This window comes from Zestomonas insulae (assembly GCF_016901015.1).
GTDB lineage: Bacteria > Pseudomonadota > Gammaproteobacteria > Pseudomonadales > Pseudomonadaceae > Aquipseudomonas > Aquipseudomonas insulae.
In genome coordinates this window covers 486,266-511,882 of sequence record NZ_JAFEUP010000002.1, presented here as the reverse complement: position 1 = coordinate 511,882, position 25,617 = coordinate 486,266, and the positions used below count along the sequence as shown (strand labels likewise).

The window sequence follows — 25,617 nt, the reverse complement described above, 5'->3', positions numbered from 1 at the left end:
GAGCTGTCATGTCGATCAACCGTTTACTGATCATTCTGATCGTCGCCGGTTATGCCGTCGTCAATATCACCATGCAACTGGACTTCTTTGCCGGCCGCGACATCTTTGCCAAATACCAGGTGGCCAGCGATGCCGTGCAGGCCCTGCGCATCGCCCAAGAAGCGTATTACGCGAAAACCGCGTTTCTGCTGCTGTTGCTGATTCTGCTGACTTGTCGGGTATCGTTCGAACTAGGCTTCGGCCTGGCGTTTCTCACCTATGCCGTGCTGATGCTGGCGTTCTTCGGCCCGGGACGCTCTACCGGCATCTACTTGGCGGGGTCAGTGGCGTTGCTGGCCAGCTATCTCTGGGAGCGCTTAAGGAACAAGCAGCGCGGCAAGCTCAGCCCTCCGCTAGCGCGCTAAAACGAAATCACTGGCGGCGTACTTCTATCATCGGTAGTGGCTATCTGTTTCGGCAACGAAAGCAGCAACCGACGACGACAATAAGAACCGCCAGCGTGATGAAGGTCATGCTCATACCACGCTTCCTGCGGATCAAGTATTAAGACTCAGCTACGGCTCAGGAAGGACTAACACCAGGCGCGCCGCACCAAAACAGAAGGCAAGCGCGACTGGTGCTCCCTGACTTAACTCACGCCAGGCGGGATGCGTCGAAGTAGCCGCTGATTTGCTGAGCCAACATCAAATCGCCCTCGAGCTGGAGCTTGCCCCCCATGAATGCAGCCATTCCATCCAGATCACCTTTAAGCAGCGAGATCAGGTCTTCATCTGCCATGGTGAGGATGACATTTGCATCAGAGGCGGTACCGCTTTGAACGGTACATACGTCGTCGCTGATAGTGGCGAAAGCCGGCTCACTGATATTGAACTGGATGGTGCAGCGAACGCCTGATACAGCACCTTGGTTAAGGGCTGCGGGAAGGCGATGGAGAAATTCATTAGCACTCATTTGTTGTTAACTCCGCACGGTCATTGTCGTTGTGAAGGCACCCGCCGAAAGCTGTCCAATTGCAGCGCAGCGAAGTGCACCTGGGCAGCCGCCCGAACGGGGCTCCGACCTCGAATGGTAGTGAAGAGTCAACGCCGAGTATTGACCGAACCCGATCACTTATGACCCGGCAAAGAGACGCTCAAAAACGAGGCGTACGCAGGAGTAACAATGGACACCGAACGTGGGAACGAGCATTTCAGTGTTGCGGTACATTTTCTGCGACTGCTCACTAGCTACCTGGAGCAGCACGGTTGCGCGGCCCAGGAGCTACTCAGCCAGGCTGGGATTTCCCATGATTCGTTGTGCGACCCAAACGGTCGCATTCCCTTCGTTAGCTTTGATCACCTTTGCAAACTCGCTGCTGACGAACTGAACGACCCATTCCTGGGTTTGAAATTGGGCTTGAGTGTCCGCCCTGGTCATCTTGGCTCATACGGTTTTGCATTGATGGCGTGTTCCACTGGCCATGAGCTAATGCAACAGGCCGCGCGCTACTCCGTGTTGGCTATCGACGCAGGACACCACGTGGTCGAAATCCGAGGGGCCGAGTGCCTACGACACTGGCGTAGCAGCCTGCCTCACACGTTGCCGCTAGGAAGAATTCAAGACGAACTGAATCTGGCCACTTGGGTGACACTGGCACGCTGGTTCTACAACCGGCAAGACCTCCGTCCAAACTGGGTAGCGTTCCAGCATTCTCGGCCTGATGATACAAGTCCGTACGACAGGCTATTTCGCTGCCCAATAACGTTCGACGCTGCAGAAACCACCGTCGCTTTCGACGCGAACTACCTGCTAATGGATCTACCCCTGGCGGACGATAAGCTGCGACGCATCATGAATGACGTGTGCGAACAACTTCTCAAGCAGATGGGGGACGCGCTGGAGCCTTCCTGGTTGGCAATTGCCCGGCGCACCGTGTTGGACTCTTTCAGCAAAGGAGAGCCCAGCCTGCTGAAAGCGGCGAAGTCGGCGGGGCTAACCGAAGCCGAATTTAAAGAGCACCTCGCTCACCGCGGGCTGAGCTTTCGTCGCTTCGTCGATGAGCTACGCAGCTCCTTAGCAGTCGGATACGCCCGCGACCCAAGCTTGGGGCTGGTGGATATTGCTTATCTACTTGGGTTCTCCGAACAGAGCGCTTTTCAAAGGGCTTTCAAGCGCTGGACGAAGATGACTCCTGGCCAATATCGACGAAATCACTCCTCCTAACGGCTGGGCAATGCAACATCGCAGTGCCAGCTAGATGCCATCCACAAGGTCCGCTATTGGCCGATTCTGTTGAAAAAGTAGCTGCCCCACCCACGTCGCCGGCAGAATTGCTCTGTCAGCGAGCGTGGGGGCGATTCAAGTTCAACGCTGCCGTGACACCAATCGGAGCAGCGTCCCTCCTCAAAGAACTGATGACCATTTCCGCTTGAAGTCGAGTTGCTCGAAACGCTCGACCAAGAAGTCGATGAAGACACGGACCTTCATTGGTAAATGGTGCCGACTCTGGTAAGCAATGTTGATGGTCAGCGAGGGTAGCTCCCAGTCATCAAGTACTGGGACTAATCGACCTGCGACCACATCATCGAACACGATGTACATCGGAAGGATAAGAATCCCGAGACCGGCAAGTGCTGCCCTACGCAGCACTTGTCCATCGTCGCAGTCGAAGATGCTGTTCAGCTGGACTGATTGGCTTTCTCCACCCCGCTCCAGGTGTAGCTCATAGGGATTGTTAGCCAACGTGTAAACCATCATGTCGTGCTGCTTCAGATCTACTGGAGTCTTCGGCCTTCCGCGCCGCGCCAGATATCCGGGTGAAGCACAAAAGATCCGCCTCGTTTCCGCTAAAGGGCGCATAGCGATTCCGGAGGAAGGCTCGTGCTCCCGGGTACGAATTGCTACGTCGATTCCGGGGTTCTACCCCGTTCGCGTATCACCTGGAATTGGCGCTGCCTACATGGCGGCAAAGGCTGGAGCTGCACACCTGGTTAGGAGTGTGAGTATTCGCATTGGTTCCGACATCAATTCGCATGCCTAACCGACACTGATTCGCACGCAAAACCGACACAACACGGTTCTTCAAAACCGACAGCCATTCGCGCCCGTCGACACCTATTCGCACCCTCCGACAGCCATTCGCACGCCCCGACACCTATTCGCATCCTCCGACAGCCATTCGCACGCCCCGACACCTATTCGCATCCCTCCGACACCTATTCGCACACGCCGACAGTTCGCTTTGCCGACGCCCGGAGATATCCAGTCACTGACTCGCAGTTCCAAATGGCCTCTCGCTGATGACTGCTACCGGCCAATTGCAGTCGTTCGAGCCGCCGTGGCCAACGCCTGCTATGCAGCGAGGCGGTTCTTCACGTTGCCAACTCGACGCCCGAAAGCGGCGCCACAACGTTTGAAGTTAGGAACTGGCCGTAGGCAGATCTACCGAGGCCATCTCGGGCCTGTAAACTCCGTTAAAAAGGCGGATGCAGGGAGTGCAGATAATATGGCGAAGCAAGGCTCTGTAGGCCCCTCCAGAAGCGGCGACCAATTCCACTATCAATGGGCCGCCCGGCAATGCCTCGGGCTGCTTGCCGTGGCGGGTGGCCTGGTTGCGGTGGCGATCGAAGGCGCGTCACTGGACGAGGGGGATGCATCTACGAGCGCCGGCGACGAGGTCATTGACGTCGGCCTGTACTACGGGAGCGAGGACGTTATAGCGGCAAAGTCCATCCGCTATGTGCAGCTCAAACACTCGTCCAGGCAAGCGCAAGTTCCCTGGACGGCAAGCGGCCTCAAAGGAACCATCGAGGGTTTTGCAGCGCGTTTCGAGAAGTTGGAGGCGTCGCTTGGCCTGGACGTCCTGGCGAATAAGGTTCAGTTCATTTTTCTGACGAACAGGCCCATGGATGGAACTGTTCTTGAGGCGTTGGCCGATATCGCTGCGGGGGCGACAGCGCCGCGGCACCGTGAAATTGACGAGCTGCTGAAACGTTACGCGGCGTCAGCTGGCAGCAACGTACAGAGCTTCTTCTCCGCGTTCTCAGTTGAAGCTGGTGAGCCGGATCTATGGGAACAGCGCAATCTCCTAAGTCAGGACCTGAGCGCATACTTGTCCGAACCGGACACCGAGGCTGCGCTCCAGCTGAAGGAACTGGTCACCCGCCGGGCAACCGATGAGGGAGCGAAGGACCGCTCCGTCCGGCTCTACGACGTACTCCGCTCAATGCGGGTGACCGAAATCGATCTCCTGCCGGCGCCCTCGTTGATCTCGGAGCCGAAGCAGGTGCTTCCACGAGCGCAGCAGGCAGACATCCTGGCGACGCTGCTCACCGCACAACGCCCTGTTGTCATCCACGCAGACGGTGGCGTGGGCAAGTCAACTCTTTCTGCTCACCTGGCTCGTGCTATGCCTGCTGGGTCGGTGGCGGTCCTGTACGACTGTTTCGGTGACGGGACTTATCGCCAAGCCTTGAAGTATCGCCATCGGTACCGCGATGCCCTCGTCCAGATCGCGAACGAGCTTTCTGGACAGCAGCTTTGCCTGCCATTAATTCCGTCCGGCGGCACGGACCCCAAGCAGTTCATGTGGGCCTTCGTATCTCGGCTCAAGCAAGCCGTTGATCTTCTTAGAGCCCGCACGCCTCAGGCGAGCCTTTGTATCATCATCGACGCGGCCGACAACGCATACATGGCGGCACATGAGATCGGTGAGCGGGCCTTTGTTCATGACTTGATCAACACGGACATGCCCGACGGGGTGCGTTTGGCATTCACATGCCGATCACACCGGCAGAGCCACCTGGGAGCTCCCCTCGACGCCATCGTGATTAAGCTCGCGTCGTTCTCCAAGACTGAGACTGCGACACACCTACGGCTGAGCTATCCAGAGGCGACGGACGCGGAGGCTGCGGAATTCGCCTTTCTCAGCAGTGATAACCCCCGCGTTCAAGCACTGGCGATGGAGGGCACCCCGCCCATCGGTGACATGCTCAGGGCCCTGGGGCCAACGCCAACGACGGTTCAACTCGCGATTGGAGGCCTACTAACGAAAGCCATCGACAGGCTGAAAACCGAGTGGGGCCCGACAGAAGCGAATCAGATTGACCTCATCTGCAAGGGCCTCGCGGTGCTCCGGCCCCTGGTGCCCATTGCCATCTTGGCCCAGATCGCCGGCGTTCCAGAGAGCGCCGTCCGTACGTTTGCCACAGAGTTTGGGCGGCCGCTCTTCGTCAAAGACTCAGGTCTGCACTTTACGGACGAACCTGCAGAGACTTGGTTCAACGAAACGTATAAGCCCGATGCGGCCTCACTCGATGCATTTCTTTCAAAGCTGAAGCCGCTCGCGGCGACCAGCTCTTATGTGGCGGCGGCGCTGCCGCAGTTGCTGCTGTCGGCCGGCCGAATGGACGAGTTGATCGCGCTGGCGCTCTCAAATGAGAGCTTGCCCGAGCTCAACCCTCTCGAGCGAAGAGACGTCGAGCTGCAGCGATTGATGTTCGCGCTCAGAGCATGCTTGCAGCAGGGGCGATATGTTGCTGCCGCCAAGCTCGCGCTAAAGGTTGGCGGCGAGGTGGCCGGCGAGGCCCGCCAGAACACACTTATCCAGAATAACACTGACATTGCCAGCGTTCTGCTTGCGCCAGATCGCATCGAAGAAATGGTCTCCAGGCGCACGTTCGGCGGCGGATTCCTTGGCTCTCATCACGCCTATGAGGCGGCGCTGCTCGCCGGAAACGATGACCTCATCCCTGAGGCGAGAAGCAGGTTGCGCATGGCCTGGGATTCGTTGATCGCTTGGAGCAGGCTGCCACCCAAGCGCCGCAAGGAGGATGAGATTGACGACGCCGATATCGCCGAACTCGCTATCGGAGTCCTGAGATTGCAGGGCCCTGCTAAGGCTGCAGAATTCCTGAAATCATGGAATCCTAAATCCACCGTGTTGAGAACCACGAAACGCGTGGCCGCCCGACTTGCGGACGTCGGGGACTTCAAGGGAATCGATGCGCTCGCCGAGCACGCCGAGGGGAATGTTTGGATGATGCTGGGCCTAGCAACCGAATCGGCCCGGAACGCACATCTGTTACCGGCTGAGCCGCTGCGCCATCTGATGGGCATCTTGGTCGACCCTAAGGTCAAGTTACCCGAGGAAGATCACTCATGGAGGTCTAGGGGAAACGTACTAGACGGAGTCCGGTCTGCAATTACTCTCGCCCTCAGATGCCTCCCGCGCGACGATGCGACTTGGGCAGAGACGATACGCCGGTATTTGCCAAAAGATCCGCCTCACCAGCTCCATGACTTCGATGACGATCGAGCGGACTTCATCCGGGCCTACGCTTTGGAAGCCGCACTACGCGGAAAACGGATTGAGCTGATTGATCTGGCGCCCAAGGATGTTCGCCCTGAATTCGAGACGAAGGGCTCTCCCGTTAAGAGCCAACAAGCGTCTCAGCTACAGCAAGTGACTGGGGGTGTCCTCCCGTGGTTCATCTTGGCCGCTGAAATCGCTTGTGGCCGCCAGCCTCTCAAACTTGATCACGAAGTCGAGCTTGCGCTGAGACAGACGAAGTCTGCTTCGTCAAGTGACTACCAGCGGCGCTTCAATTTGGAGAAGACGGCTGCCATCGAGTGGGTACAGATTCTCCGCGATGCAGGTTCTGTTAAGCCTACTCAGATCGATGCACTACTGGGGTGGGTCGACAATAACGACCGCATCTACTCGAGCACTCTCACTCGAATGTGCCACATCGCCGCGCGAACCGCAGGGCTGGGTGACCTCTCACTGCAACTCAGTTCAAAGGCGTTCGATCAGCTCACGGCGTCGCGCAGCGATGCGGAGACACAGGTTGACGATCTTCAGGAGCTAGCGCGCGCCATCTTTTGCGTGAGCAGGTCGGAAGCGGCTGCCTATTTCGACAAGGCGATCGACATCGCCAGCAAGATCGGAGAGGAACACCTCTCTCGATGGACAACGTTCTTGGATCTCACGGACGCCGCGCATTGTCCGGGCCAGACCAGACCTCGGACCGCCTATCGACTAGCAAGGATTGCCGAACTCAGCTACGAGCATATGGCCCGAGACAAATACATGGACTGGGACAGATTGGTCGAGGGCTTGGTCGGCCTTTGCCCTTCATCCAGTCTCGCAATTCTGAGCCGCTGGCGGGATCGAGAGTTCGGCTTTGCTGGCGAACTATTTCCCGTCGCAATCTACAGTCTGATCGGCCGAGGACTCCTTCCAAAAAAGGCCGCGGTAGCCCTGAGTGGCACCGAGACGGGATGGAAGCGCGTCAGCGACATCAAAGCCGCCATCGAGGCGGAACCCGACAACAATCGGAAAAGATCAATCCTGCGGATCGCCTACCGATTCCTCCGTATCCAGTCCCACGAAACGCCTTCCTTGCGCGAACTTAAGGCTCTAGCCGACTCCGTGGCGATGTCGCTTCCTGATTTGGAAAGGCTGCTTCAGGCATCTGTGGCCAAACGAGCCAGTGAGTCAGTGACTGCTGCTCGAGCGTCCTGGTCGGGGCGTCGCAAAGAGGTGCAGGAGCCCGACTGGGATGCCATCTTCAACGACGTCGATCTCTGCGACGCAGCTGCGGTTCTCGCGGCACGGCAATCGCTCAAGAAAGTTGACGGTCGTTCGTACGTTCGCGAATTCTATGAGCAAGGCTGTCGGCGCGCGAAACTGTCGGAGATCGACGGATACCTCCGTGCAATCCAGTTGGACGACGAGTTCAGTGTGTTCAGCTTCATGGATGTCATCAGGCACCTCTCCGAGCCGAGCAAGAGGCTCCTGTCTGTCCGCAGCGAACTCAGAAAGGCAGCCCTTTTGCTGGCTGCAAGCGAACCTAACCGTGTGGGGCGCCGCGGTTGGGGTTCTAAGGGCCCATTTGATGGTCTCTATGCAGAGGGCATCATCGTGGAGAAGGACGTCGCGTCAGCTCGGATCAAGGGATACCTGTCGCAGCTCGACACACTTGATGAGAACGACTTGTTCCATCTGGTAGAGCCTCTCTCGCGGCACTTGACCAGCGACGAGGCCGATGAAGTGTTGAACTTCGGCTTTGACCTGCTTGAAGAAATTCTCGAAGGCGCGGACGGCGATGGCCCTTGGGACGAATCGCTCGCACCGTCATCCTCTTGCGAGGAAGCCTTAGCCGGCTACTTATGGGCGGGTCTGGCGCGCCCATCCACTTCGGAACGCTGGGAGCACGCCCACTGCATCCGCAACTGTCTTGAGCTCGACTGGCAATCTCTGTTGTCCGCACTGGCCACTCGCGCATTGAGCGCCGCCCCGCAGCCATTCGTTGACGGAGGCCTGGTTTTTTATGAGTGGCATGCCCGCCAATGGCTCTGCATTGCCTTGGCGCGGGGTGCCATGGACGCACCTCATGCCGTTGCTCCTTTTCTCGAGTTTCTTGACTCAGCCGTAAGGGAGCGACACGTCGTCATCCGGCACTTTGCCTCGGATACATTGAGGCGCCTGAACAAAGTTATTCCGCTGCCCTCGGATCTGCTTGCCATCGCAAACGCCGCAAACAGCTCTGCGCTTGCCACGGACGTCTATGCTCGTGGCGAGTGCAAGATTGTTGATGACGAGACCTTGGATGACGAAGCCACGGGCGAAGAAGAGAGGTACTCCTTCGGCGTCGACATCGGCCCCTATTGGTTCGCCCCGTTGGGCCGTGTCTTTGGTTTGAATCAGCAGTCGATCGAACAACGCGCACGGGCAGTCTTGCGTGGTCGCATGTCGCTAGGGTCTCGCCTTCGCATAGATGATCAGCGCTATAAACGCGGACTAATTCGATGGCAAGAGACAAACCACTCGCATGGAAGTATGCCCAGAGTTGAGGACTTAGTCGTCTACCAGTCCTATCACTCCATGATGTTCGTCGCTGGCCAGCTCTTGGAGACCAAGCTTGTACGTCGTCGCGCTGATGAGGAAGAGGATCCGTTCGGCGATTGGTTGAGAGGTCAGTTGCTCACTCGCGATGATGGCCGGTGGCTTGCGGACCGGCGCGATCCCGAGATCCTGAAGGCCGCCTCGTCGGGCAGCGATCGATCGGATGCTTCATGGTGTTGGCATGTCGATAGACAGTATCTGGATGACCAACTAACAACTGACGACGGTATGACGGCTCTCTGGGGGCATTGGACGACCACCGATGCGGTCAATGGTGAAACGGTGTCGATCAGGTCTGTACTCGTTCCGTCTTATCATGCGGCGGCCCTTCTAGCCGCTATGCAGACTAGCCCTAACCCAGGAGACATTTATCTTCCAGACGCGGATCACATCGACCATCGCGAGGAGGTTGATGATCCAGAGCTGAGGTTGCTCGGCTGGGTCAAGACGGAAAGCGACTCGTTGAGCCTTGACGAATATGACCCATGGGCTGGCAAGGTGGCCAACCCGGGCCCGCGGCCTTGTCAGGAAATCCTCAATGTCCTGAATCCGATGACGGATCCAGACGCGCGATCGTGGACGCTACCAGGCGGTGGTAGGGCTAGAAGCGAATCGTGGTCGCGCAGCACGGGCTACGGGGAGGAGCGCGATGTCCTGACCGGCACTCGGCTCAGCGCCGACGACAAGTTCATTCGCGCACTGTTGGATGGGCAACCGAGCACATCTCTGATCGTCTGCGTCAAGGTCCGCCGCAAGCCACCGAAAGACGAGACTGCCAGCGATGACTACTCCTTCTATAACTATCCCTACAACCGCTACTACTTGATCGGACACGATGGAATCACTAGATCGCTCTAAGGCTGTCATCGAGCTCGGCAAGCGGATCGTTGTCGGCTTGACGCTCGGCGACGATGTCACTGCCCAATGGATGGCGCACCTAGTAGCCGAGAAAATCTCCGCTGCCGAGGATGCGTCCGAAACCGCGCGCGATTCAGCGGTGGCGGAGTGCGTGGATGTCATCCTGAAACTCTGGGCACACCGGTACACATTGCCTCCGTACATGCGACCGCTGAGGGAGCTAAATCCTCTGCTGCGCACGCTCAACTCCTTGGGCGTGAATGAGGCAGATGAACTCAGGTTTTTCTCGCACCCGCCTAGCAGAGAAGAGCTTGAAGGTGCTACAGAGGACGAGAAGATGCTCTTCGAGTTCGCGATCGGCATCGATCACGCGGCCAGGGAGCTGATCCGTTGCGCACTCAGCGTTGCCGCCGAACGGTCAGTCAACGTGGTCAAGCCATGGCTAGAGGAGGTCGTCAAGGGCGGCTTGGAGGCAACAGTGGAAATGCGGGTCTCAAGATTCGTCGCAGAAGGCTTGCTGAAGCGCCAAAAAGAGGCAAATAAACAGGCCATGCTCAATCGAGCCGATAGGCTGGAGAGCTTTGCGAAAGTAGCTTTGTCTCTGGCCAGCGAGATGAGGGAGACGCTTCCGCAAGATACTGAGGAGGTGGATGACTGAGAAGAAAGGCTCCGCGATCCACTGAATAGCCCCGGATTCCCTAGAGACCTCCAAGCCTCATAATGAGGCCCACTAGGAGGTGCCATGAGCAACCAGCGTTTCCCCGAAGAATTCAAGATCGAAGCGGTCAGGCAGGTAACTGAGCGCGGTCTTCCCGTTGCCGAGGTAGCGGCCCGTCTGGGCATGTCTGCGCACAGCCTGTATGCGTGGATCAAGCGCTACAGCAAGCCAGAAGTCCAGCGTAAGCAAGAGGATGATCAGCAGGCCGAACTGCGTCGTCTGCGTGCCGAACTCAAGCGCGTCACTGAAGAGCGAGACATCCTAAAAAAGGCCGCCGCGTACTTTGCCAGGGAGTCCGGCTGAGGTACGCCTTCATCAGTCAGTTAGCAGCGAGCTACTCGATCCAGCGCCTCTGCCTGGCTCTGAACGTGCACCCCAGCGGTTACTACGCTTGGCGCGCCGAGCCCAAGTCGGCACGCGCCAAAGATGATCAGCGCCTGCTGGGTTTGATCAAGCACTCCTGGCTGGAGAGCGGTGGCGTCTATGGCTATCGCAAGATCCATGCAGACCTTCGCGAGCTGGGCGAGTGCTGCGGGCGGCATCGAGTGGCCAGGATGATGCGTGCAGAAGGATTGCGCTCGCAGACCGGCTACCGTCGGCGGCCTGGTCGTTATGGCGGCAAGCCTCCAATACCGGCGCCGAATCGACTGGAGCGGAAGTTCAATGTCAGCGAGCCGAACAGGGTGTGGGTCACCGACATAACGTACATCCGCACCTATGAAGGCTGGCTGTACTTGGCGGTGGTGCTCGACCTGTTCTCGCGGCAGGTCATTGGCTGGTCGATGAAGTCACGCATGAGTAGCGACCTGGCCATTGATGCACTGCTGATGGCCGTCTGGCGGCGCAAACCGAAGCAGGAAGTGATGATCCATTCCGACCAAGGCAGCCAGTTCAGCAGTTCGGATTGGCAGAGTTTTCTCAAGGCTAACCACTTGGTCGGCAGCATGAGTCGCCGTGGAAACTGTCATGACAATGCCGTGGCCGAAAGCTTCTTCCAGCTGCTCAAGCGTGAGCGGATCAAGCGAAGGATTTACGGCAACCGGGATGAGGCACGGAGCGATGTGTTCGATTACATCGAGATGTTTTACAACCCCAAGCGGCGACATGGTTTCACCGAGAAGCTGTCGTCGGTAGAGTTCGAGCGACGTTATTTTCTGAGGCAGGACGGTCTCTAGAAAAGCCGGGGCTATTCACTCACAACGAATGAAAAGCCACGCGTCGACGCTGCGCTACTACGAGGAGAAGGGGCTGATCCGCTCCATCGGCCGCAACGGGCTCAAGCGGGTGTTCAACGAATCAGTGATCCAGCGCCTGTCACTGATCGCCCTCGGTCGGGCGGCGGGCTTCTCGCTGGACGACATCGCCGGCATGCTCGCCGCCGACGGCCAGCTGAGCATCGACCGGACGCAACTGCAGGAGCGCGCCGAGCAACTGGATCGCACTATCAAACGGCTCAGCGCGGTGCGCGACGGCCTGCGTCATGCCGCCACCTGCCCCGCCGAAAGCCATCTTGACTGCCCCAAATTCCAGCAGCTGATGAACCTGGCCGCGCGCAGCGCCGCCAAGGAAAAAGCGCAGGCCCGGTGACGCCTCTGGGTTGATGATGGCCAGGCTAGAGCGTTGGCAGCAGGCTCGGCCAACCTTGCCGTGCGGCTGCGCAGACAAGACGCTGGCGCGCCGCACGGGTTAATCTCCGTCGCTGGAACAGCAGACCGGAGGTGCCGCATGCAGATCGAACACTTCACCATCGACGAACGCTTTTGCGGGCCGCCGAAGTCGGGCAACGGCGGTTACACCGCCGGGCGCATGGCCGCGCATCTGCTGGGCACGGTGGCCGCACGACTGAAGGCACCGCCACCCTTGGGCGTCGAGCTGCGCCTCGAGTCCAGCGCCAGCGAGGCACGCTTGTTCGACGGCACGACGCTGCTCGGCGAAGCCAAGCCGACCACCCTCGAGCTGACGCCGCCACCCTGCCCGCCCTACGCCGAGGCGGAAGCCGCGGTCGCCGGCTTCCCGGGTTTCACCACTCACAACTTCCCCGGTTGCTTCGTCTGCGGCCCGGAGCGTGCGGCGCATGACGGCCTGCGGATTTTCCCCGGCCCGCTGCACGGCACCACCACCCTGGCCGCGCCGTGGCTGCCGGACGCTTCGCTCGCCGACACCGCAGGCATCGTGAAGCCGGAGTTCATCTGGGCCGCGCTGGATTGCGCCGGCGCCTTCGCGCTCTACCCGATTCCCGACGGGCTGGCGATCGTGCTTGGCGAACTGGTGGTGTCGACCCTGGCCCCGCTCCAGGCGGACGAGCAATGCGTGGTACTCGGCTGGCCGCTGGGCAGCGAGGGGCGCAAGCGCTTCGCCGGCACCGCGCTGTACGGGGCCGACCAGCGCCTGGTGGCAGTGGCCCGCGCGGTGTGGGTCGAAGTGCCGGCGAGCAGCTGGAACTGAGTGCATAGCGGAGCGGGATTCACCCCTCCACCACTGCCGTTCAGCTAGCTGAGCTGATCGATCAGCACCGCGTTGGTGTACACCAGGCTGCCGTCGCTGGCGCGGTGGCCGACCAGGTGAAACTGCCCGCGGTGCTCCACGGTGCTCAGGTACACACGGAAGCGGCAGTCGCTCAGCGGGCCACAGTCCTCCGGCGGCACCAGGTGCAGCTCGGCGAGGTCCGCATCGATGGTCAGCTCCTTGCCGCCGCTCTCCTGCAAATGTTCTTCGGCGCGCTCCAGGCGCCGATGGTTGCCGCCACCGATGTCGAAGTGAAACTGCCCCATCGGCTGGGAACGCAAGGCGTTGTCGGGCTTGCACCAGCCTTCGATCGTCAGAGTGCTCATGGCACGCCTCCTCACGCACGACGCGATATCCGTCATCGATGGTTATAGAACCGATGCGCCACGCCTGGCGGGCGGACTGCCGAGCGGCAACCCGCGCAGAAGGTCCGGCTAAGGCGCGCCGAACACCGCCGTCCAGTAGATGCCGGCGTCGCTCTTCGGGTCGACCGCATAGGCGGCACCGACCTCGCTGAACTGCGGGCTCATCAGGTTGGCGCAGTGGCCGGGGCTGGCCAGCCAGCCGTCGACCACCTTGCGCGGGCTGTCGAGGCCGGCGGCGAGGTTCTCGCCGATCTGCGGGCCGCTGTAGCCGGCCAGTTCGGCGCGGTCGCTGGGGGTACGACCGTCGCGATCGCGGTGGTCGAAGTAATTGCCGTTGGCCATGGAGCGGCTGTGGCTCTCGGCGGTGCTGCCCAGCGTGGCATTCCAGGTCAGCGCCGGCGCGGCGGCGAAGGCTTGCCCGCCGCACTGGCGCGCCTGCGCCCGCGCGGCGTTGATCTGCTCGAGCACTTTCTGTCCTTCGGCCTGCCAATCGCCCAGACGCCCGGCCAGCAGCGGCCGCGCCAGGACAATGCGCCAGTCGCGGTCGGCGCGGCTGACGCCGATGTCGACGAACTGCGGATCGAGCACCACCTGGCAGAAGCTCTCGCGCACCGCGGTCATCGCCGACTGCGCATCGCGCGGGCCGGACAGGCTGATCGCCTGCACGTTGACCAGCGGATAGGCGGTGCTCGCCAGTTCGCGCTGCAGGTCCAGATCACCGCTGGCCGCCAGTACCAGGCGCGGATCGCTGGCCAGCGGCGGCAGTTCTGCGGAGGCCTGGCCGGCGCAGCGCTGCACCTGGCTACGGTAGGCGTTGATCGACTCGATCAGCTGCGCCTCGTCGGCGGCCAATGCGTCGTGGGCCGACAGCACGGCGAGCGCCACCCCGGCGAGCCGCACGGCGGATGAGATGCTGCGCATGGAGAACCTCCCTGGACCTGAATCGCCACATGATGCGTGATTCTGCCGGTTTTCTCGCCATTGCGGGCAAGCTCCACGCGTCAAACGTCGCCGCTGCGCAATCCTTGCAGCCGCTGCGGAACCTTTGCCGGCCGCCCCAGCCTAAGCCCCATCCGTCCCCTCACCATCGAGAACCACCATGCGCATCGCCGCCCGCCTGCTCCTGCTCTCCGCCGCCGCCCTGTCCCTGTCCGCCTGCTTCGAAGACAAGGCCTCGAGCGACCAGAGCAGCCTGTGCACCTACAACACCGACGCCCAGGCCGAGCGCTGCAAAGCCGGGCAGATGGCCTGGTTCCGCCCCGACGGCGACCAGTTGATCAGCGACCAACTGGCGCTGAGCGTGGCGGCGGCCTACTGCGACTTCAACCACCAGGTACTGGCGAACCGCGCCGGGGTGGTCTGCGTATTCACCGACCAGCGCCTCAGCGCGGTCAAGTAAGCCGCGGCCGGCTCAGCTCGCCGGGCTGAGCATGTCGATCTCGCGAATCTCGAAGTCGCGGCGCAGGTAGTCCATGCGCCGCGCGTGGAATTCGCGCATGTGCGGCAGCGCGCTGTGCACCGCCAGGTGCTCACGCGACTGCCAGACCTCGAAGAAGATGAACAGCGTCGGGTCTTCCCGATCGCGCAGCATGTGGTATTCGATGCAGCCCGCCTCGGACCGACTGGGTTCGACATAGGCACGAAACAGGCGCTCGAAGGCCTCGGCCTTCTCCGGTTTGGTGTGGGCGTGAAGGATGAAACCGTGCATGGGGTACTCTCCTGATAGCGGGGATTTACACCACCCTATCGCAAGAGCCATCCAATAATTCATGCCTTTCAGTCAAAAATCATTTGCCTCCGCGCGGCTGTTTCCACCCCTGAGCCATCGGTAGTCTGCCGCCATTCATTCTTGTGGAGGCTCCCATGAAAAAAGTTCTGCTCCTCAACGGCGGCAAGCGATTCGCCCATTCCGACGGCCGCTACAACAGCACCCTGCACGAAGCGGCCGCGGCGTTCTTCGACCGCGCCGGCTTCGACATCAAGACCACCGAGATCGACGCCGGCTACGACGTCGCCGAGGAAGTGCAGAAGATCCTCTGGGCCGACGTGGTGATCTACCAAATGCCCGGCTGGTGGATGGGCGCGCCATGGATCGTCAAGCAGTACCTCGACGAGGTGTTCACCGCCGGCCACGGCAGCCTCTACGCCAACGACGGGCGCACCCGTTCCGACGCCTCGCAGAAATACGGCAGCGGCGGCCTGATCCACGGCAAGCAGTACATGCTGTCGCTGACCTGGAACGCCCCGCAGCAGGCCTTCGACGACCCCACCGACTTCTTCGAGGCCAAGGGCGTGGACGCGGTGTACTTCCCCTTCCACAAGGCCAACCAGTTCCTCGGCATGAGCGCGCTGCCGACTTTCCTGTGCACCGACGTGATGAAGCAGCCGAACATCGAGGCCGACGTGGCCCGCTACCAGCAGCACCTGGCCAGCGTTTTCGGCCTGTAACCGCACGGCGTTTTGGCGCGGTTCGGCCCGCGCCGGCGACCCGAACAATCTGGCACTACCGTTCCACCTGAACTCGCCCTATGCTCCTCGGACAATAAAAAGAGGAGCGCGGCATGTTCGACATCCTGATCAAGAACGGCGTGTTTTTCGATGGCACCGGTGCCCCCGGCGCGCCACGCCACGTGGGCATCCGCCAGGGCCAGGTGGCGACGATCAGCGCCGAGCCGCTGGACGAAAGCGGCTGCGAGCGGATCATCGACGCCGCCGGCTGCTGGGTCACTCCCGGCTTCATCGACATGCACACCCACTACGACGCCGAACTGGTCGCCGCGCCCGCGCTCAAGGAATCGGTGCGCCACGGCGTGACCACCGTGATGATCGGCAGCTGCTCGATCAGCATGGTGCTCAGCGCCCCGGAAGACTGCTCCGACCTGTTCACCCGCGTCGAATCGGTGCCGCGCGAGCATGTGCTGCCGCTGCTGCAGGCGCGCAAGCACTGGCGCAGCGCCGACGAATACGTGGCCTTCCTGCGCCAGCATCCGCTGGGGCCGAACATCAGCTCCTTCCTCGGCCACTCCGACCTGCGCGTCGCCGTGCTCGGCCTGGCCCGCTCGGTAGATGCCGGGGTGACGCCCAGCGAAGCCGAGCTGCAGCGCATGGAGCAGCTGCTCGAAGAAGCCATGGACGCCGGGCTGATCGGCCTGTCGAGCATGACCAACCCGTGGGACAAGCTGGACGGCGACCGCCAGCGCTCCAAGTCACTGCCCTCGGTGTACAGCAGCTGGCGCGAGTACGCGCGTCTCAACCGTGTGCTGCGACGCCGCGGGCGCATCCACCAGGGCGCGCCGAACCTGGTGACCAAGCTCAACCTGTTCGCCTACCTGTGGGAAAGCATGGGCCTGTGGCGCAAGCCGCTGAAGACCACGCTGATCACCCTGATGGACGTGAAGACCGATCCCTGGCTGGCACGCATCCTCGGCCCACTGACCCGTTTCATCAACCGCGTGACCCGCGCCGACTTCCGCTGGCAGACCTTGCCGGTGCCCTTCGTCACCTACGCCGACGGCATGGAGTTCGTGGTCTTCGAGGAATTTCCCGCCGGTGAGGCGGCGCTGCACCTGGCCAGCCAGGACCTGCGCAGCGAACTGTTCCAGGACGAGAGCTACCGCCGCCAGTTCCGCCAGGAAGTCGACAAGCGCTTCGGCCCGCGCGTCTGGCACCGCGACTTCAACGACGCCTGGATCGTCCAGTGCCCGGACCCGAGCCTGGTCGGCCACAGCATCGGCGAACTGGCCAGCACGCGCGGCATGCACCCCGGCGATCTGTTCCTCGACCTGCTGGTGGAACACGGCAGCCGCCTGCGCTGGCGCACGCTGATCGCCAACCACCGCCCCGAAGTGGTGGAGAAGCTGGTCGCCGAACCAAGCACGCTGATCGGTTTCGCCGACTCCGGCGCGCACATCCGCAACATGGCCTTCTACAACTTTGGCGTGCGCCTGCTCAAACTGGTGCAGAACAGCATCCAGCGCGGCCAGCCGGCGATGCCGCTGGAAACCGCGATCTGGAGACTGACCGGCGAGCTGGGCAACTGGTTCAACGTCGACGCCGGGGTGCTGGCGGTCGGCAAGCGCGCCGACCTGGTGGTGATCGACCCGCAGCAGCTCGACGAGCGCCTGGCCGCCTATCACGAAGCGCCGATGGACGGCTTCGGCGAGCTGCAAAGGATGGTCAACCGCGGCGATGCGGTGCGCCAGGTGCTGATAAACGGCCGGCTGGCCTACGAGCACGGCGAGTTCGCCGCCGACCTCGGCGAGCAGCGCGGCTACGGGCAGTTCCTCCCGGCGCTCAACGCCTAGCGGCTCGCCCCTGGCGTCGGTGACTACGGCGCCAGGGGGAACTCGCCGGCGCCCGGCGCGGCCCAATGCTGTATCCCCGCAAGAGGAGCCAGCCATGGCCGACGACCGCGACGACGCACCGCTGGACGACGAAGCACCGGAGGGCGAGCTGATCGAGCACCTGCCCGACAAGGTGGTCGAGAACCTCGAGGAGGTTGCGCCGATTCCCGCCCCGCCGCCGGAAGAGCCCGAGCCAGACGCCTAGCGCCACACCTGGCGGCGCATTGCCGGCGAGGCCAGCTGATCATTTTCTGACCAACGGCCCCGCCGTTCGTCCCGGCACGCTTAACCTGCCGGCTCTCATGTCGATAATCCGGACGCGTGCTGACCATTCGTGATGACGAGTGCGTCTGCGAGCGGAGTCTCGATGCCGCCTGGATTCGCCCCGTGTCGGGCGTTGTGTGTTCGCGCCTTTCGGGATCGCCATGAAGAAGTCGTTGTTTGCCCGCCACCGCCGCCTGCTCGGCGTCGTTTCCCTTTGCCTCGCCCTCTCCGCTGCCGCGGGCTGGTACTGGCAGTCGAGCGAGGCCACTGTCGCCCCGCCCAGCGACGCCTCGGCGCGCATGCTCGCCGAATTGCAGCAGTCCACCGATGCCTGGACCGCGCAGCGCCGCGACCTTTCCACCCTGGTCGGCGACATGCGCGACGGCCGCATCGCCAGCGCGGCGCTGAGCGACGACGCGGTCTACGTGTCCACCCACGATGGCCAGCGCTACTGGCTCGCCGACCAGTCCGGACGCATCGGCGAGATGGTCCTGCGCGACTACGCCAGCGGCGGCCACGCGCTGTTCCCGGTGGCACTGTTCGACACCAGCGGCGAAGCGCCCTGGTACCACGCGCTGCTCAAGCAATGGCCGCTGTTCCTTTTGCTGCTGCTCGGCGGCGGCTTTGTCGCCTGGAAACTGCGTCCGCAGCAGGCACTGAAGCAGAGCACCGGCGTGCGCTTCGCCGACGTGATCGGCGCCGGCGAAGCCAAACTGGCGCTGCAGGACGTCACCGCCTACCTGCGCGACCCGGCCGCCTTCGCCACCCTCGGCGCACGGCCGCCCAAGGGCGTGCTGCTGACCGGCGAGCCGGGCACCGGCAAGACCCAGCTGGCCAAGGCGCTGGCCAGTGAGTGCGACGCGCACTTCATCCAGGTCACCGGCAGCGACTTCTCGTCGATGTACTTCGGAGTCGGCATCCACAAGGTCAAGTCGCTGTTCCGCACCGCGCGCAAGCATGCGCCGTGCATCATCTTCATCGACGAGATCGACGGTATCGGAAGGCGCGGCGAGCAGAGCCGCGCCAGCGACGCCGAGGGCAACCGCATCGTCAACCAGTTCCTCACCGAGCTGGACGGCTTCGCCGCCGACAGCGGCGTGCTGGTACTCGGCGCCACCAACTTCCCCAACTCGCTGGACCCGGCGCTGGTCCGCGAGGGGCGCTTCGACCGCAGCATCGCGGTGGGCCTGCCGAGCCTTGCCGAACGCGAGCAACTGTTCCGCCTGTACGCCGGCAAGATCACCGCGGCCGACGACGTCGACCATGCGCAGATGGCACGCAACAGCGTCGGCCTGACCCCGGCGGCGATCGCCTACATCGTCAACCACGCCGCGCTGCTCGCCGCGCGCAGCGGCGAGGCGCAGGTACGCATGAACCACTTCGCCGACGCGCTGGAAACCTGCCGCATTGGCGAGCAGCCGGTGGGCATGAGCATGCTCTCCGAGGTCGAACGCACGCGCATCGCCGTGCATGAGTCCGGCCACGCCATCGTCGCCGCCGCGCTCAACTGCGGGCGGGTGGAGAAGGTCACCATCCTGCCGCGCGGCCAGGCGCTGGGCGTGACCCTGGTGACGCCGGTGGAGGACAAGCGCCTGCATCTCGAATCCGAACTGCGTGCGCGCATCCAGATGCTGCTCGGCGGCCGCGTGGCCGAGCAGCTGCACTTCCACGAAGTCTCCTCCGGCGCCGGCCAGGATCTGCATGAGGCCAGCAAGCTGGCGCTGTCGATGGTCGGTGCGTTGGGCATGGGCCCGAAGGGTTCGCTGCTGAGCCTGCAGGCAGTGCGCGACGCACACCTCGACAGCGACCCGCGCGAGGCGCTGGAAGCCGCCGATCAGCTGCTGCTGCAACTCAACGCCGAATGCACCGCGCTGCTACAGCAGCTCAGGCCAGCCCTCGAGCAGCTCAGCGCGCGCCTCTTGGAGGAAGAAACCGTGGCCGGTGAAGAGGTGGTGGCCATCGTCACCCCGCTGCTCAGCGGCCTGCCCGCGCATGTCAGCCCGATCGCTGTGCGGCCCCGTCATCTGGAGCGAGTGGCGTTCGACGGCCACGACCCGTTGTTCGATCTCGTCGAAACCGACGAAGAGGACGACAGCGAACGACGTCCCGGCATGGTCTGACAGCGGCGCTTGGGCTAGGCTGTGCAGCTTCTTTGATTGGAGGAACACCCCATGGCCCGCGCCACTGCCCGTCACATCCTGGTTGCCACCGAAGACAAGTGCAACGAACTGAAAGCCGCAATCGAAGGCGGCGCCGACTTCGCCCAAGTGGCCAAGGACAACTCCAGCTGCCCGTCCAGCCGTGACGGCGGCAACCTCGGCTCGTTCGGCCCGGGGCAGATGGTCAAGGAGTTCGACAAGGTGGTGTTCAGCGCCCCGGTCGGCGTGGTCCAGGGTCCGGTGAAAACCCAGTTCGGCTATCACCTGGTCGAAGTCACCAGCCGCCAGGATTGATCGCCGCGCCTTCCTGCGCATCTGCGTGGGAAGGCCATCTCCCCGGCTAGCCGCTACCGCGCGGTTATCGCCAAGCTGAATAAACCTCCCCGCCGAAATACCCCCGCACCGCGCTAGCCGTGCCGCCCACGGGCATGCCCGACCAATGCCACCTGCCGCCGCCAAGCCCTGGTCTATTCTCCAGCTCCCATCGATAGGAAAGGAGGAGTTGCCATGAGCCTGTTCGGCAAGATTCTGAGTGCCCTCGGTTTCGGCGAAAAAGCCCATGCGACGGAAGCGGCACCACCGCCGTCGGCCCCCGAAGTGACCACGGCGCCCGCGCCTTCCGCGCCGACTCCAGTGACTGAAGTGGATGTGGTAGCCAAGCTGGAAGGTCTGGCGGCCAGCCACCCGGAGAAACTCAACTGGAAGACCTCCATCGTCGACCTGCTCAAGTTGCTCGGTCTCGACAGCAGCCTCGACGCGCGCAAGCAGTTGGCCGCCGAGCTGGGTTGCCCGGCGGACAAGATGGGCGATTCGGCGCAGATGAACATGTGGCTGCACAAGACCGTGCTGCAGAAGCTGGCGGCCAACGGCGGTAACGTGCCGGCCGAACTGCTGCACTGAACAACCAGCCGCCGCGGAGGCGCCAGCGCCTCCCGGCGATTACAACCCCGCCACGCCCTCAGGCGGCCACGCAGGTCGCCAGCCGCTCTGCCTTGCGCATCGCGTACTGCGCCAGCAGGCGCATCACGTAACCGATCTTGATCAGCGTCGGACCGAGGATCACTCCGCCGTGGGCGACCACTTGCTGGGGAATGCTCAACTGCAAATCGAGCAGGTAGGCGAACAGGATGCCGGCCAACGTCATCAGCGTGCCGACGATCAGTACATGGCTGGACAGGCGCAGGACGTTGTTCGGGCAGCTGAAGTAGTGGCTCATGACACGTTTCTCCAAGGGCGGGTAGGTGTTGCACTCGCCCTGGCTGTATCAGGAAGCGTGCCGCTTTTTGATGGCTTTAAAATCAATCACTTACAGCCACTCATGTGCTTTTGACCACATGCCAGCTGCAGTCACTCTGACTACACAAGTCATATCGACCACACCCGCAAGCAAGCCCGCTCGGCTAAACTGCGCCGCCCCGCCTTGCTGAAGATTTTGTCGATGTCCGCCACCACCCTGAGCATTTCCGCCGCCTGCCTGTTCGACCGCGAGGGTCGCCTGCTGCTGGTCCGCAAGCGCGGCACTCAGGCGTTCATGCTGCCCGGCGGCAAGGCCGAAGCCGGCGAGGATGCGCTCAGCGCCCTGCACCGCGAACTGGGTGAGGAGCTCAACCTGCGCCTGGCCGCCGACGCGCTGCGCCCGCTGGGCCGCTTCCACGCGCCGGCGGCCAACGAAGCGGATACCTGGATCGACGCCCAACTGTTCCAGGGCGAGCTGCATGAAGCAGTCAGCGCGGCGGCCGAACTGGAGGAACTGCGCTGGCTGCACCGTGACGACGTGCCGCCGGCGAGCCTCGCGCCGCTGCTGCGCGAGCACGTGCTGCCGCTGCTCTGGCCAAGCTGAACGCAGGTCCCCTCAACGCGCCGAGAAGCGCCGGTCGAGGCCCTGCAGGCGAAACTGTTCGACGACGAAGTCGATGAACAACCGGGTCTTCTGCGGCAGCTGCTTCTGTGCGGCGAAATGGATCGAGATCACCCCGGTGTCCACGTACCAGTCGGGCAGCACGCGAATCAGTCGGCCATCGGCGAGATACGGCAAGGCATGCGGCATCGCCACCAGGATGATGCCGAAGTCCATCAACGCGACATCGCACGCCGCTTCCGGGTCGTCGAGGAGGATCCGCGCGCGCAAATCGAGCGGGGTTTCCCGTCCATCGCCGCTCCGCAGCATCGCCGAACGGATGCGCCCGGTTTGCGGCGAGCGGATCAGGATGCCGTCGTGGCCGCTTAGGTCCTCCGGCTTCTGCGGTACGCCCCGCGCGGCCAGATAATTCGGCGACGCCAGCAACACCCGGTGCGCCGGCGCCAGTGCCCGCGCCACCACTCCCGGCGGCAGCTCGAAGCCGCCGCCGATGGCGGCGTCATAGCCTTCGGCGATCAGGTCCACCGGGCGGTTGTCGAAGCGCCAATCGGGCTGTACGTCGGGGTAGCGGGCCAGGAATTCCTTGAGCAGAGGCAGGATGTACAGACGCCCGAACGCGACCCCCATGCTGACCTTCAAGACCCCGGCGGGCTGGCCTTGGCGGCTGGCCAGGTTGGCCATCGCCACCTGAAGGATGTCCAGGCCACCGCCGGCTTCGCGCAGGAAATGCTCACCGGCCTCGGTCAACGACAGGCTCCGCGTGCTGCGCTGGAACAGCCGCACCTGCAGGCCGGCCTCCAGGCGCGCGACGTTCTTGCCCACCGCCGCGGGGGTCAGGCCGAGGCGCCGCGCCGCTGCGGCGAAGCTGCCCGCCTCCGCGCTGCGCACGAAACATTCGATGCAATTGAGGGTGTCCATTCACGGACTATAAACCAACATTATCGAAAGAAAGCCAGAAATACCGACTAATCAAAACACAATCCCGGGCAGATACTCGTTTCCACCAAACCCTTCCACCCCGGAGACGACCATGACTACCCCCACTTCCCTGCACGGCAAAGTTGCATTCATCCAAGGCGGTTCGCGCGGCATCGGCGCCGCCATCGCCCAACGCCTGGCCCGCGACGGCGCCGCCGTCGCCCTCACCTACAGCCAATCGGCGCAAGCCGCCGAAGCGCTGGTGAGCGCCATCGAAGCGGCCGGCGGCCGCGCCGTAGCGATCAAGGCCGACAGCGCCAATGCCGAAGCCATCCAGGGCGCCATCAGCCAGACCGTGGAAACCTTCGGCCGCCTCGACATCCTGGTGAACAACGCCGGCGTGCTGGCCATCGCGCCGATCGAAGAATTCAACCTCGACGACCTCGACCGCACTCTGGCCATCAACGTGCGCAGCGTGGTGGTCGCCAGCCAGGCCGCCGCGCGGCACCTCGGCGACGGCGGGCGGATCATCAACATCGGCAGCACCAACGCCGAGCGCATGCCCTTCGGCGGCGGCGCGGTGTACGCCATGAGCAAGTCGGCGCTGGTCGGTCTGACCAAGGGCCTGGCTCGCGACCTCGGCCCGCGCGGCATCACCGTCAACAACGTGCAGCCCGGCCCGGTGGACACCGAAATGAACCCGGACAGCGGCGAGTTCGCCGACGCGCTGAAGCAGCTGATGGCGCTGCCGCGCTATGGCAAGGCCGAGGAAATCGCCGCCTTCGTCAGCTTCCTGGCCAGCGCCGAAGCCGGCTACATCACCGGCGCCAGTCACCTGATCGACGGCGGCTTTTCCGCCTGATGTCAGGTGGCGCCGTAACCCGCTAGAATCTGCGTCCTAATTGTCCCGGGCCGGCCCGCACCGCGCCCGGGGTTGTCTAGTCCGCAGCCAGCGAGAGCACCGCCATGGGCGCCCAGTGGAAAGCCAAACCCAAAGAAGCCGCCGCCAATGCCCGAGGGAAGATCTTCGGCAAACTGGTGAAAGAGATCATGATCGCCGCGCGTAACGGCGCCGATCCGGACATGAACCCCAAGCTGCGCCTCGCCGTGCAGCAGGCCAAGAAGGCGTCCATGCCCAAGGACACCCTCGATCGCGCCATCAAGAAAGGCGCTGGCCTGAGCGGTGACATCGTTCACTACGAACGCACCCTGTACGAAGGCTTCGCCCCGCATCAGGTGCCGCTGATCGTCGAATGTCTGACCGACAACGTGAACCGCACCGTGGCGGAAATTCGCGTGCTGTTCCGCAAGGGCCAGCTCGGCGCGTCCGGCTCGGTGACCTGGGACTTCGACCACGTCGGCCTGATCGAAGCCGCCCCTGAAGGCGGTGCCGATCCGGAACTGGCCGCCATCGAAGCCGGTGCGCAGGATTTCGAACCGGCCGAGGAAGGCGCGACCCTGTTCATCACCGAACCGACCGACCTCGACGCGGTGAGCAAGGCGCTGCCCGAATTCGGTTTCACCGTGCAGTCGGCGCAGCTCGGCTACCGGCCGAAGAACCCGGTGAGCAACCTGACCGCCGAACAGCTGGAAGAAGTCGAAGCCTTCCTCGAGGCCATCGACAACCACGACGACGTGCAGAACGTCTACGTCGGCCTCGCCGGCTAAGCGCGCCCTCCGCCTCGCGCCGCGACTCCGGTCCGGCGCGAGCGCTCCTCTCCCGTCCCTTCATGCTCCGCCATCGGTCTCGCGAACAGTCGCCCGCTCGGCGACCAGCTATTCTTGAAACATTCATCCAATCCGGCTGCTGCAGCCAGGGAGGTGGAAATGGTCGAAACGCTGTCGCTCGTCACCACAACCACGTTCCGGAGGTGAATCATGAAAGGTCTCAATGCGCGCAAAGACGGCAAGAAAAAGCCGCTGAAATCCGCTCACGACAAACGCGCGGCCAAGCGCGCCAAACGCACCGGCGACAGCCTGTTAGGCAGTCACACGCCGACACCGTGAAACATCCCGCCCCGGCTTCAGCCGGGGCTTTCATTTCCACCCCGCGCCGCGCCATGCACATGGCTAGGCTGTGAGGAGCAGAACCCGCGACCCCGCAGCGGGTCGAACCCCGCACCAATCGCCGAGAATCTTGAAAGGAAGGCTCGATGGGAAAATGGATGCTGCTCACCCTGTCGCTATTGCTCGCCGGCTGTGCGTCGCACAGCTGCGATGATGAACCGCTCAGCGGCACGCCCTGCCGCGATGAACGACTGCTCCATCAGAACGACATGCTGCAGGCCAAGCTGCTGATCGCCAGTGGCGACCTGGAGAACTACGAGCTGGCCCGCGCCCTGCTCAATCGCGCTGCCGCCGATGACACCAGCGGCGAGGTGCCGTTCTATCAGGCAGTGCTGCTGATCCGCGAAGGACCTCAGGTCGATGAAGTCCTGCAACTGCTGGAGACCGCCGCCGGCCGGGGCCACCCGCACGCCACCGCACTGCTCTACAAGGTCTACGCCGAGCCCTACCTGATCAGCGAAGCCGACCCGATCCGCGCGCAAAGCTACCGCGCCGCCTACGCCGAACTGGATGTGGCGAAGAGCGGCTATCCCTCCTTCGAACAGGCGTTGCGGGTTGTCGACGGCCTGCTGGCCGCGCCGACCGCGGCGCAGGCCGTCGGCACACCCTGAACGCAAAGGCGCACTACACTGCTGTTGAGGTCAAAATTTGACCAAGGCTCCGGCGCTGTTTGGC

Annotated in this window: 26 protein-coding genes; 19 read left to right on the top strand and 7 right to left on the bottom strand. The window is 62.8% G+C overall.

The annotated features are described in order from the left end of the window. Nucleotides 1-8: 8 nt before the first annotated feature. On the top strand, nt 9-404 hold the full coding sequence (locus tag JQX08_RS08080; protein WP_204915778.1) for a hypothetical protein: 396 nt from the start codon (nt 9-11) through the stop codon (nt 402-404). Nucleotides 405-633: 229 nt separating this feature from the next. Here the strand turns inward: JQX08_RS08080 and JQX08_RS08075 are convergent, their stop codons facing one another. Continuing rightward, a complete protein-coding gene (locus tag JQX08_RS08075) occupies nt 634-951 on the bottom strand; it encodes an SCP2 sterol-binding domain-containing protein (protein WP_204915777.1) in 318 nt (105 codons plus the stop codon). Nucleotides 952-1,161: 210 nt separating this feature from the next. Here JQX08_RS08075 and JQX08_RS08070 point away from each other — a divergent pair, with 210 nt between their 5' ends. After that, a complete protein-coding gene (locus tag JQX08_RS08070; RefSeq protein ID WP_204915776.1) occupies nt 1,162-2,202 on the top strand; it encodes an AraC family transcriptional regulator in 1,041 nt (346 codons plus the stop codon). Nucleotides 2,203-2,382: 180 nt separating this feature from the next. On the opposite strand, the gene JQX08_RS08065 is transcribed toward JQX08_RS08070, so the two are convergent. After that, nucleotides 2,383-2,877, bottom strand: coding sequence for a substrate binding domain-containing protein (locus JQX08_RS08065; RefSeq protein WP_346727586.1), 495 nt, complete (start codon nt 2,875-2,877; stop codon nt 2,383-2,385). Between the two features lie 607 nt (nt 2,878-3,484). Here JQX08_RS08065 and avs3a point away from each other — a divergent pair. The 5 genes from avs3a to JQX08_RS08040 all read left to right on the top strand — a co-directional run bounded on the left by avs3a (nt 3,485) and on the right by JQX08_RS08040 (nt 12,908). Further along, on the top strand, nt 3,485-9,745 hold the full coding sequence (gene avs3a / locus JQX08_RS08060; RefSeq protein ID WP_204915775.1) for an AVAST type 3 anti-phage nuclease/ATPase Avs3a: 6,261 nt from the start codon (nt 3,485-3,487) through the stop codon (nt 9,743-9,745). Continuing rightward, the gene (avs3b, locus tag JQX08_RS08055; protein WP_204915774.1) at nt 9,723-10,403 is read left to right on the top strand and encodes an AVAST type 3 anti-phage protein Avs3b; all 681 of its coding nucleotides are present in this window, start codon (nt 9,723-9,725) and stop codon (nt 10,401-10,403) included. The genes avs3a and avs3b overlap by 23 nt, the downstream gene beginning before the upstream one ends. 84 nt (nt 10,404-10,487) lie before the next feature. Continuing rightward, nucleotides 10,488-11,638, top strand: a protein-coding gene (locus JQX08_RS08050) for an IS3 family transposase (protein ID WP_204915773.1) whose coding sequence is annotated in 2 segments (ribosomal slippage) — nt 10,488-10,731 and nt 10,731-11,638 — 1,152 coding nt in all. Because the reading frame shifts where the segments join, the coding sequence is not laid out codon by codon here. A 28-nt stretch (nt 11,639-11,666) separates the two neighbouring features. Beyond that, on the top strand, nt 11,667-12,050 hold the full coding sequence (locus tag JQX08_RS08045) for a helix-turn-helix domain-containing protein (protein ID WP_204915772.1): 384 nt from the start codon (nt 11,667-11,669) through the stop codon (nt 12,048-12,050). 138 nt (nt 12,051-12,188) lie between these two features. Beyond that, nucleotides 12,189-12,908: a hypothetical protein gene (locus tag JQX08_RS08040; RefSeq protein WP_204915771.1), complete on the top strand. Its 720-nt coding sequence runs from the start codon at nt 12,189-12,191 to the stop codon at nt 12,906-12,908. Nucleotides 12,909-12,952: 44 nt separating this feature from the next. Here JQX08_RS08040 and JQX08_RS08035 read toward each other — a convergent pair whose 3' ends face one another. Beyond that, nucleotides 12,953-13,294 (bottom strand): hypothetical protein, encoded by a 342-nt coding sequence (locus JQX08_RS08035; protein ID WP_204915770.1) that lies wholly within the window; start codon nt 13,292-13,294, stop codon nt 12,953-12,955. A 108-nt stretch (nt 13,295-13,402) separates the two neighbouring features. Next, complete coding sequence (locus tag JQX08_RS08030; protein WP_204915769.1) at nt 13,403-14,254, bottom strand: CAP domain-containing protein; 852 nt, start codon at nt 14,252-14,254, stop codon at nt 13,403-13,405. Nucleotides 14,255-14,432: 178 nt separating this feature from the next. Between JQX08_RS08030 and JQX08_RS08025 the strand changes: the two genes are divergently transcribed. After that, the gene (locus tag JQX08_RS08025; protein ID WP_204915768.1) at nt 14,433-14,732 is read left to right on the top strand and encodes a hypothetical protein; all 300 of its coding nucleotides are present in this window, start codon (nt 14,433-14,435) and stop codon (nt 14,730-14,732) included. A gap of 12 nt (nt 14,733-14,744) precedes the next feature. On the opposite strand, the gene JQX08_RS08020 is transcribed toward JQX08_RS08025, so the two are convergent. Beyond that, nucleotides 14,745-15,041: a putative quinol monooxygenase gene (locus JQX08_RS08020; RefSeq protein ID WP_204915767.1), complete on the bottom strand. Its 297-nt coding sequence runs from the start codon at nt 15,039-15,041 to the stop codon at nt 14,745-14,747. Nucleotides 15,042-15,196: 155 nt separating this feature from the next. On the opposite strand from JQX08_RS08020, the gene mdaB reads away from it, so the two are divergent. From mdaB to JQX08_RS07990, 6 genes are all read left to right on the top strand, one after another. After that, nucleotides 15,197-15,781 (top strand): NADPH:quinone oxidoreductase MdaB, encoded by a 585-nt coding sequence (mdaB, locus tag JQX08_RS08015; protein ID WP_204915766.1) that lies wholly within the window; start codon nt 15,197-15,199, stop codon nt 15,779-15,781. Between the two features lie 113 nt (nt 15,782-15,894). After that, complete coding sequence (locus JQX08_RS08010; protein WP_204915765.1) at nt 15,895-17,637, top strand: N-acyl-D-amino-acid deacylase family protein; 1,743 nt, start codon at nt 15,895-15,897, stop codon at nt 17,635-17,637. A 94-nt stretch (nt 17,638-17,731) separates the two neighbouring features. Next, nucleotides 17,732-17,881 carry a hypothetical protein gene (locus tag JQX08_RS08005; protein WP_204915764.1) on the top strand — a complete coding sequence of 50 codons (150 nt, stop codon included), beginning with the start codon at nt 17,732-17,734 and terminating at the stop codon, nt 17,879-17,881. A gap of 220 nt (nt 17,882-18,101) precedes the next feature. Further along, nucleotides 18,102-20,060 carry an AAA family ATPase gene (locus JQX08_RS08000; protein ID WP_204915763.1) on the top strand — a complete coding sequence of 653 codons (1,959 nt, stop codon included), beginning with the start codon at nt 18,102-18,104 and terminating at the stop codon, nt 20,058-20,060. A 51-nt stretch (nt 20,061-20,111) separates the two neighbouring features. Further along, on the top strand, nt 20,112-20,393 hold the full coding sequence (locus tag JQX08_RS07995; RefSeq protein WP_204915762.1) for a peptidylprolyl isomerase: 282 nt from the start codon (nt 20,112-20,114) through the stop codon (nt 20,391-20,393). 213 nt (nt 20,394-20,606) lie between these two features. Further along, nucleotides 20,607-20,999 (top strand): DUF3597 domain-containing protein, encoded by a 393-nt coding sequence (locus JQX08_RS07990; protein ID WP_204915761.1) that lies wholly within the window; start codon nt 20,607-20,609, stop codon nt 20,997-20,999. A 58-nt stretch (nt 21,000-21,057) separates the two neighbouring features. Here JQX08_RS07990 and JQX08_RS07985 read toward each other — a convergent pair whose 3' ends face one another. Then, nucleotides 21,058-21,315, bottom strand: a complete 258-nt coding sequence (locus tag JQX08_RS07985; RefSeq protein WP_204915760.1) for a transmembrane sensor/regulator PpyR — start codon at nt 21,313-21,315, stop codon at nt 21,058-21,060. A gap of 222 nt (nt 21,316-21,537) precedes the next feature. Here JQX08_RS07985 and JQX08_RS07980 point away from each other — a divergent pair, with 222 nt between their 5' ends. Next, complete coding sequence (locus tag JQX08_RS07980; RefSeq protein WP_204915759.1) at nt 21,538-21,939, top strand: NUDIX hydrolase; 402 nt, start codon at nt 21,538-21,540, stop codon at nt 21,937-21,939. 12 nt (nt 21,940-21,951) lie between these two features. On the opposite strand, the gene JQX08_RS07975 is transcribed toward JQX08_RS07980, so the two are convergent. Continuing rightward, complete coding sequence (locus tag JQX08_RS07975) at nt 21,952-22,875, bottom strand: LysR family transcriptional regulator (RefSeq protein WP_204915758.1); 924 nt, start codon at nt 22,873-22,875, stop codon at nt 21,952-21,954. Between the two features lie 112 nt (nt 22,876-22,987). On the opposite strand from JQX08_RS07975, the gene JQX08_RS07970 reads away from it, so the two are divergent. From JQX08_RS07970 to JQX08_RS07960, 4 genes are all read left to right on the top strand, one after another. After that, nucleotides 22,988-23,737, top strand: a complete 750-nt coding sequence (locus JQX08_RS07970; protein WP_204915757.1) for a 3-oxoacyl-ACP reductase family protein — start codon at nt 22,988-22,990, stop codon at nt 23,735-23,737. Nucleotides 23,738-23,841: 104 nt separating this feature from the next. Next, the gene (locus JQX08_RS07965) at nt 23,842-24,543 is read left to right on the top strand and encodes a YebC/PmpR family DNA-binding transcriptional regulator (protein ID WP_204915756.1); all 702 of its coding nucleotides are present in this window, start codon (nt 23,842-23,844) and stop codon (nt 24,541-24,543) included. A gap of 210 nt (nt 24,544-24,753) precedes the next feature. Then, nucleotides 24,754-24,882 (top strand): hypothetical protein, encoded by a 129-nt coding sequence (locus tag JQX08_RS22365; RefSeq protein WP_283246515.1) that lies wholly within the window; start codon nt 24,754-24,756, stop codon nt 24,880-24,882. Between the two features lie 146 nt (nt 24,883-25,028). Then, a complete protein-coding gene (locus tag JQX08_RS07960) occupies nt 25,029-25,553 on the top strand; it encodes a hypothetical protein (protein ID WP_204915755.1) in 525 nt (174 codons plus the stop codon). Nucleotides 25,554-25,617: the final 64 nt, after the last annotated feature.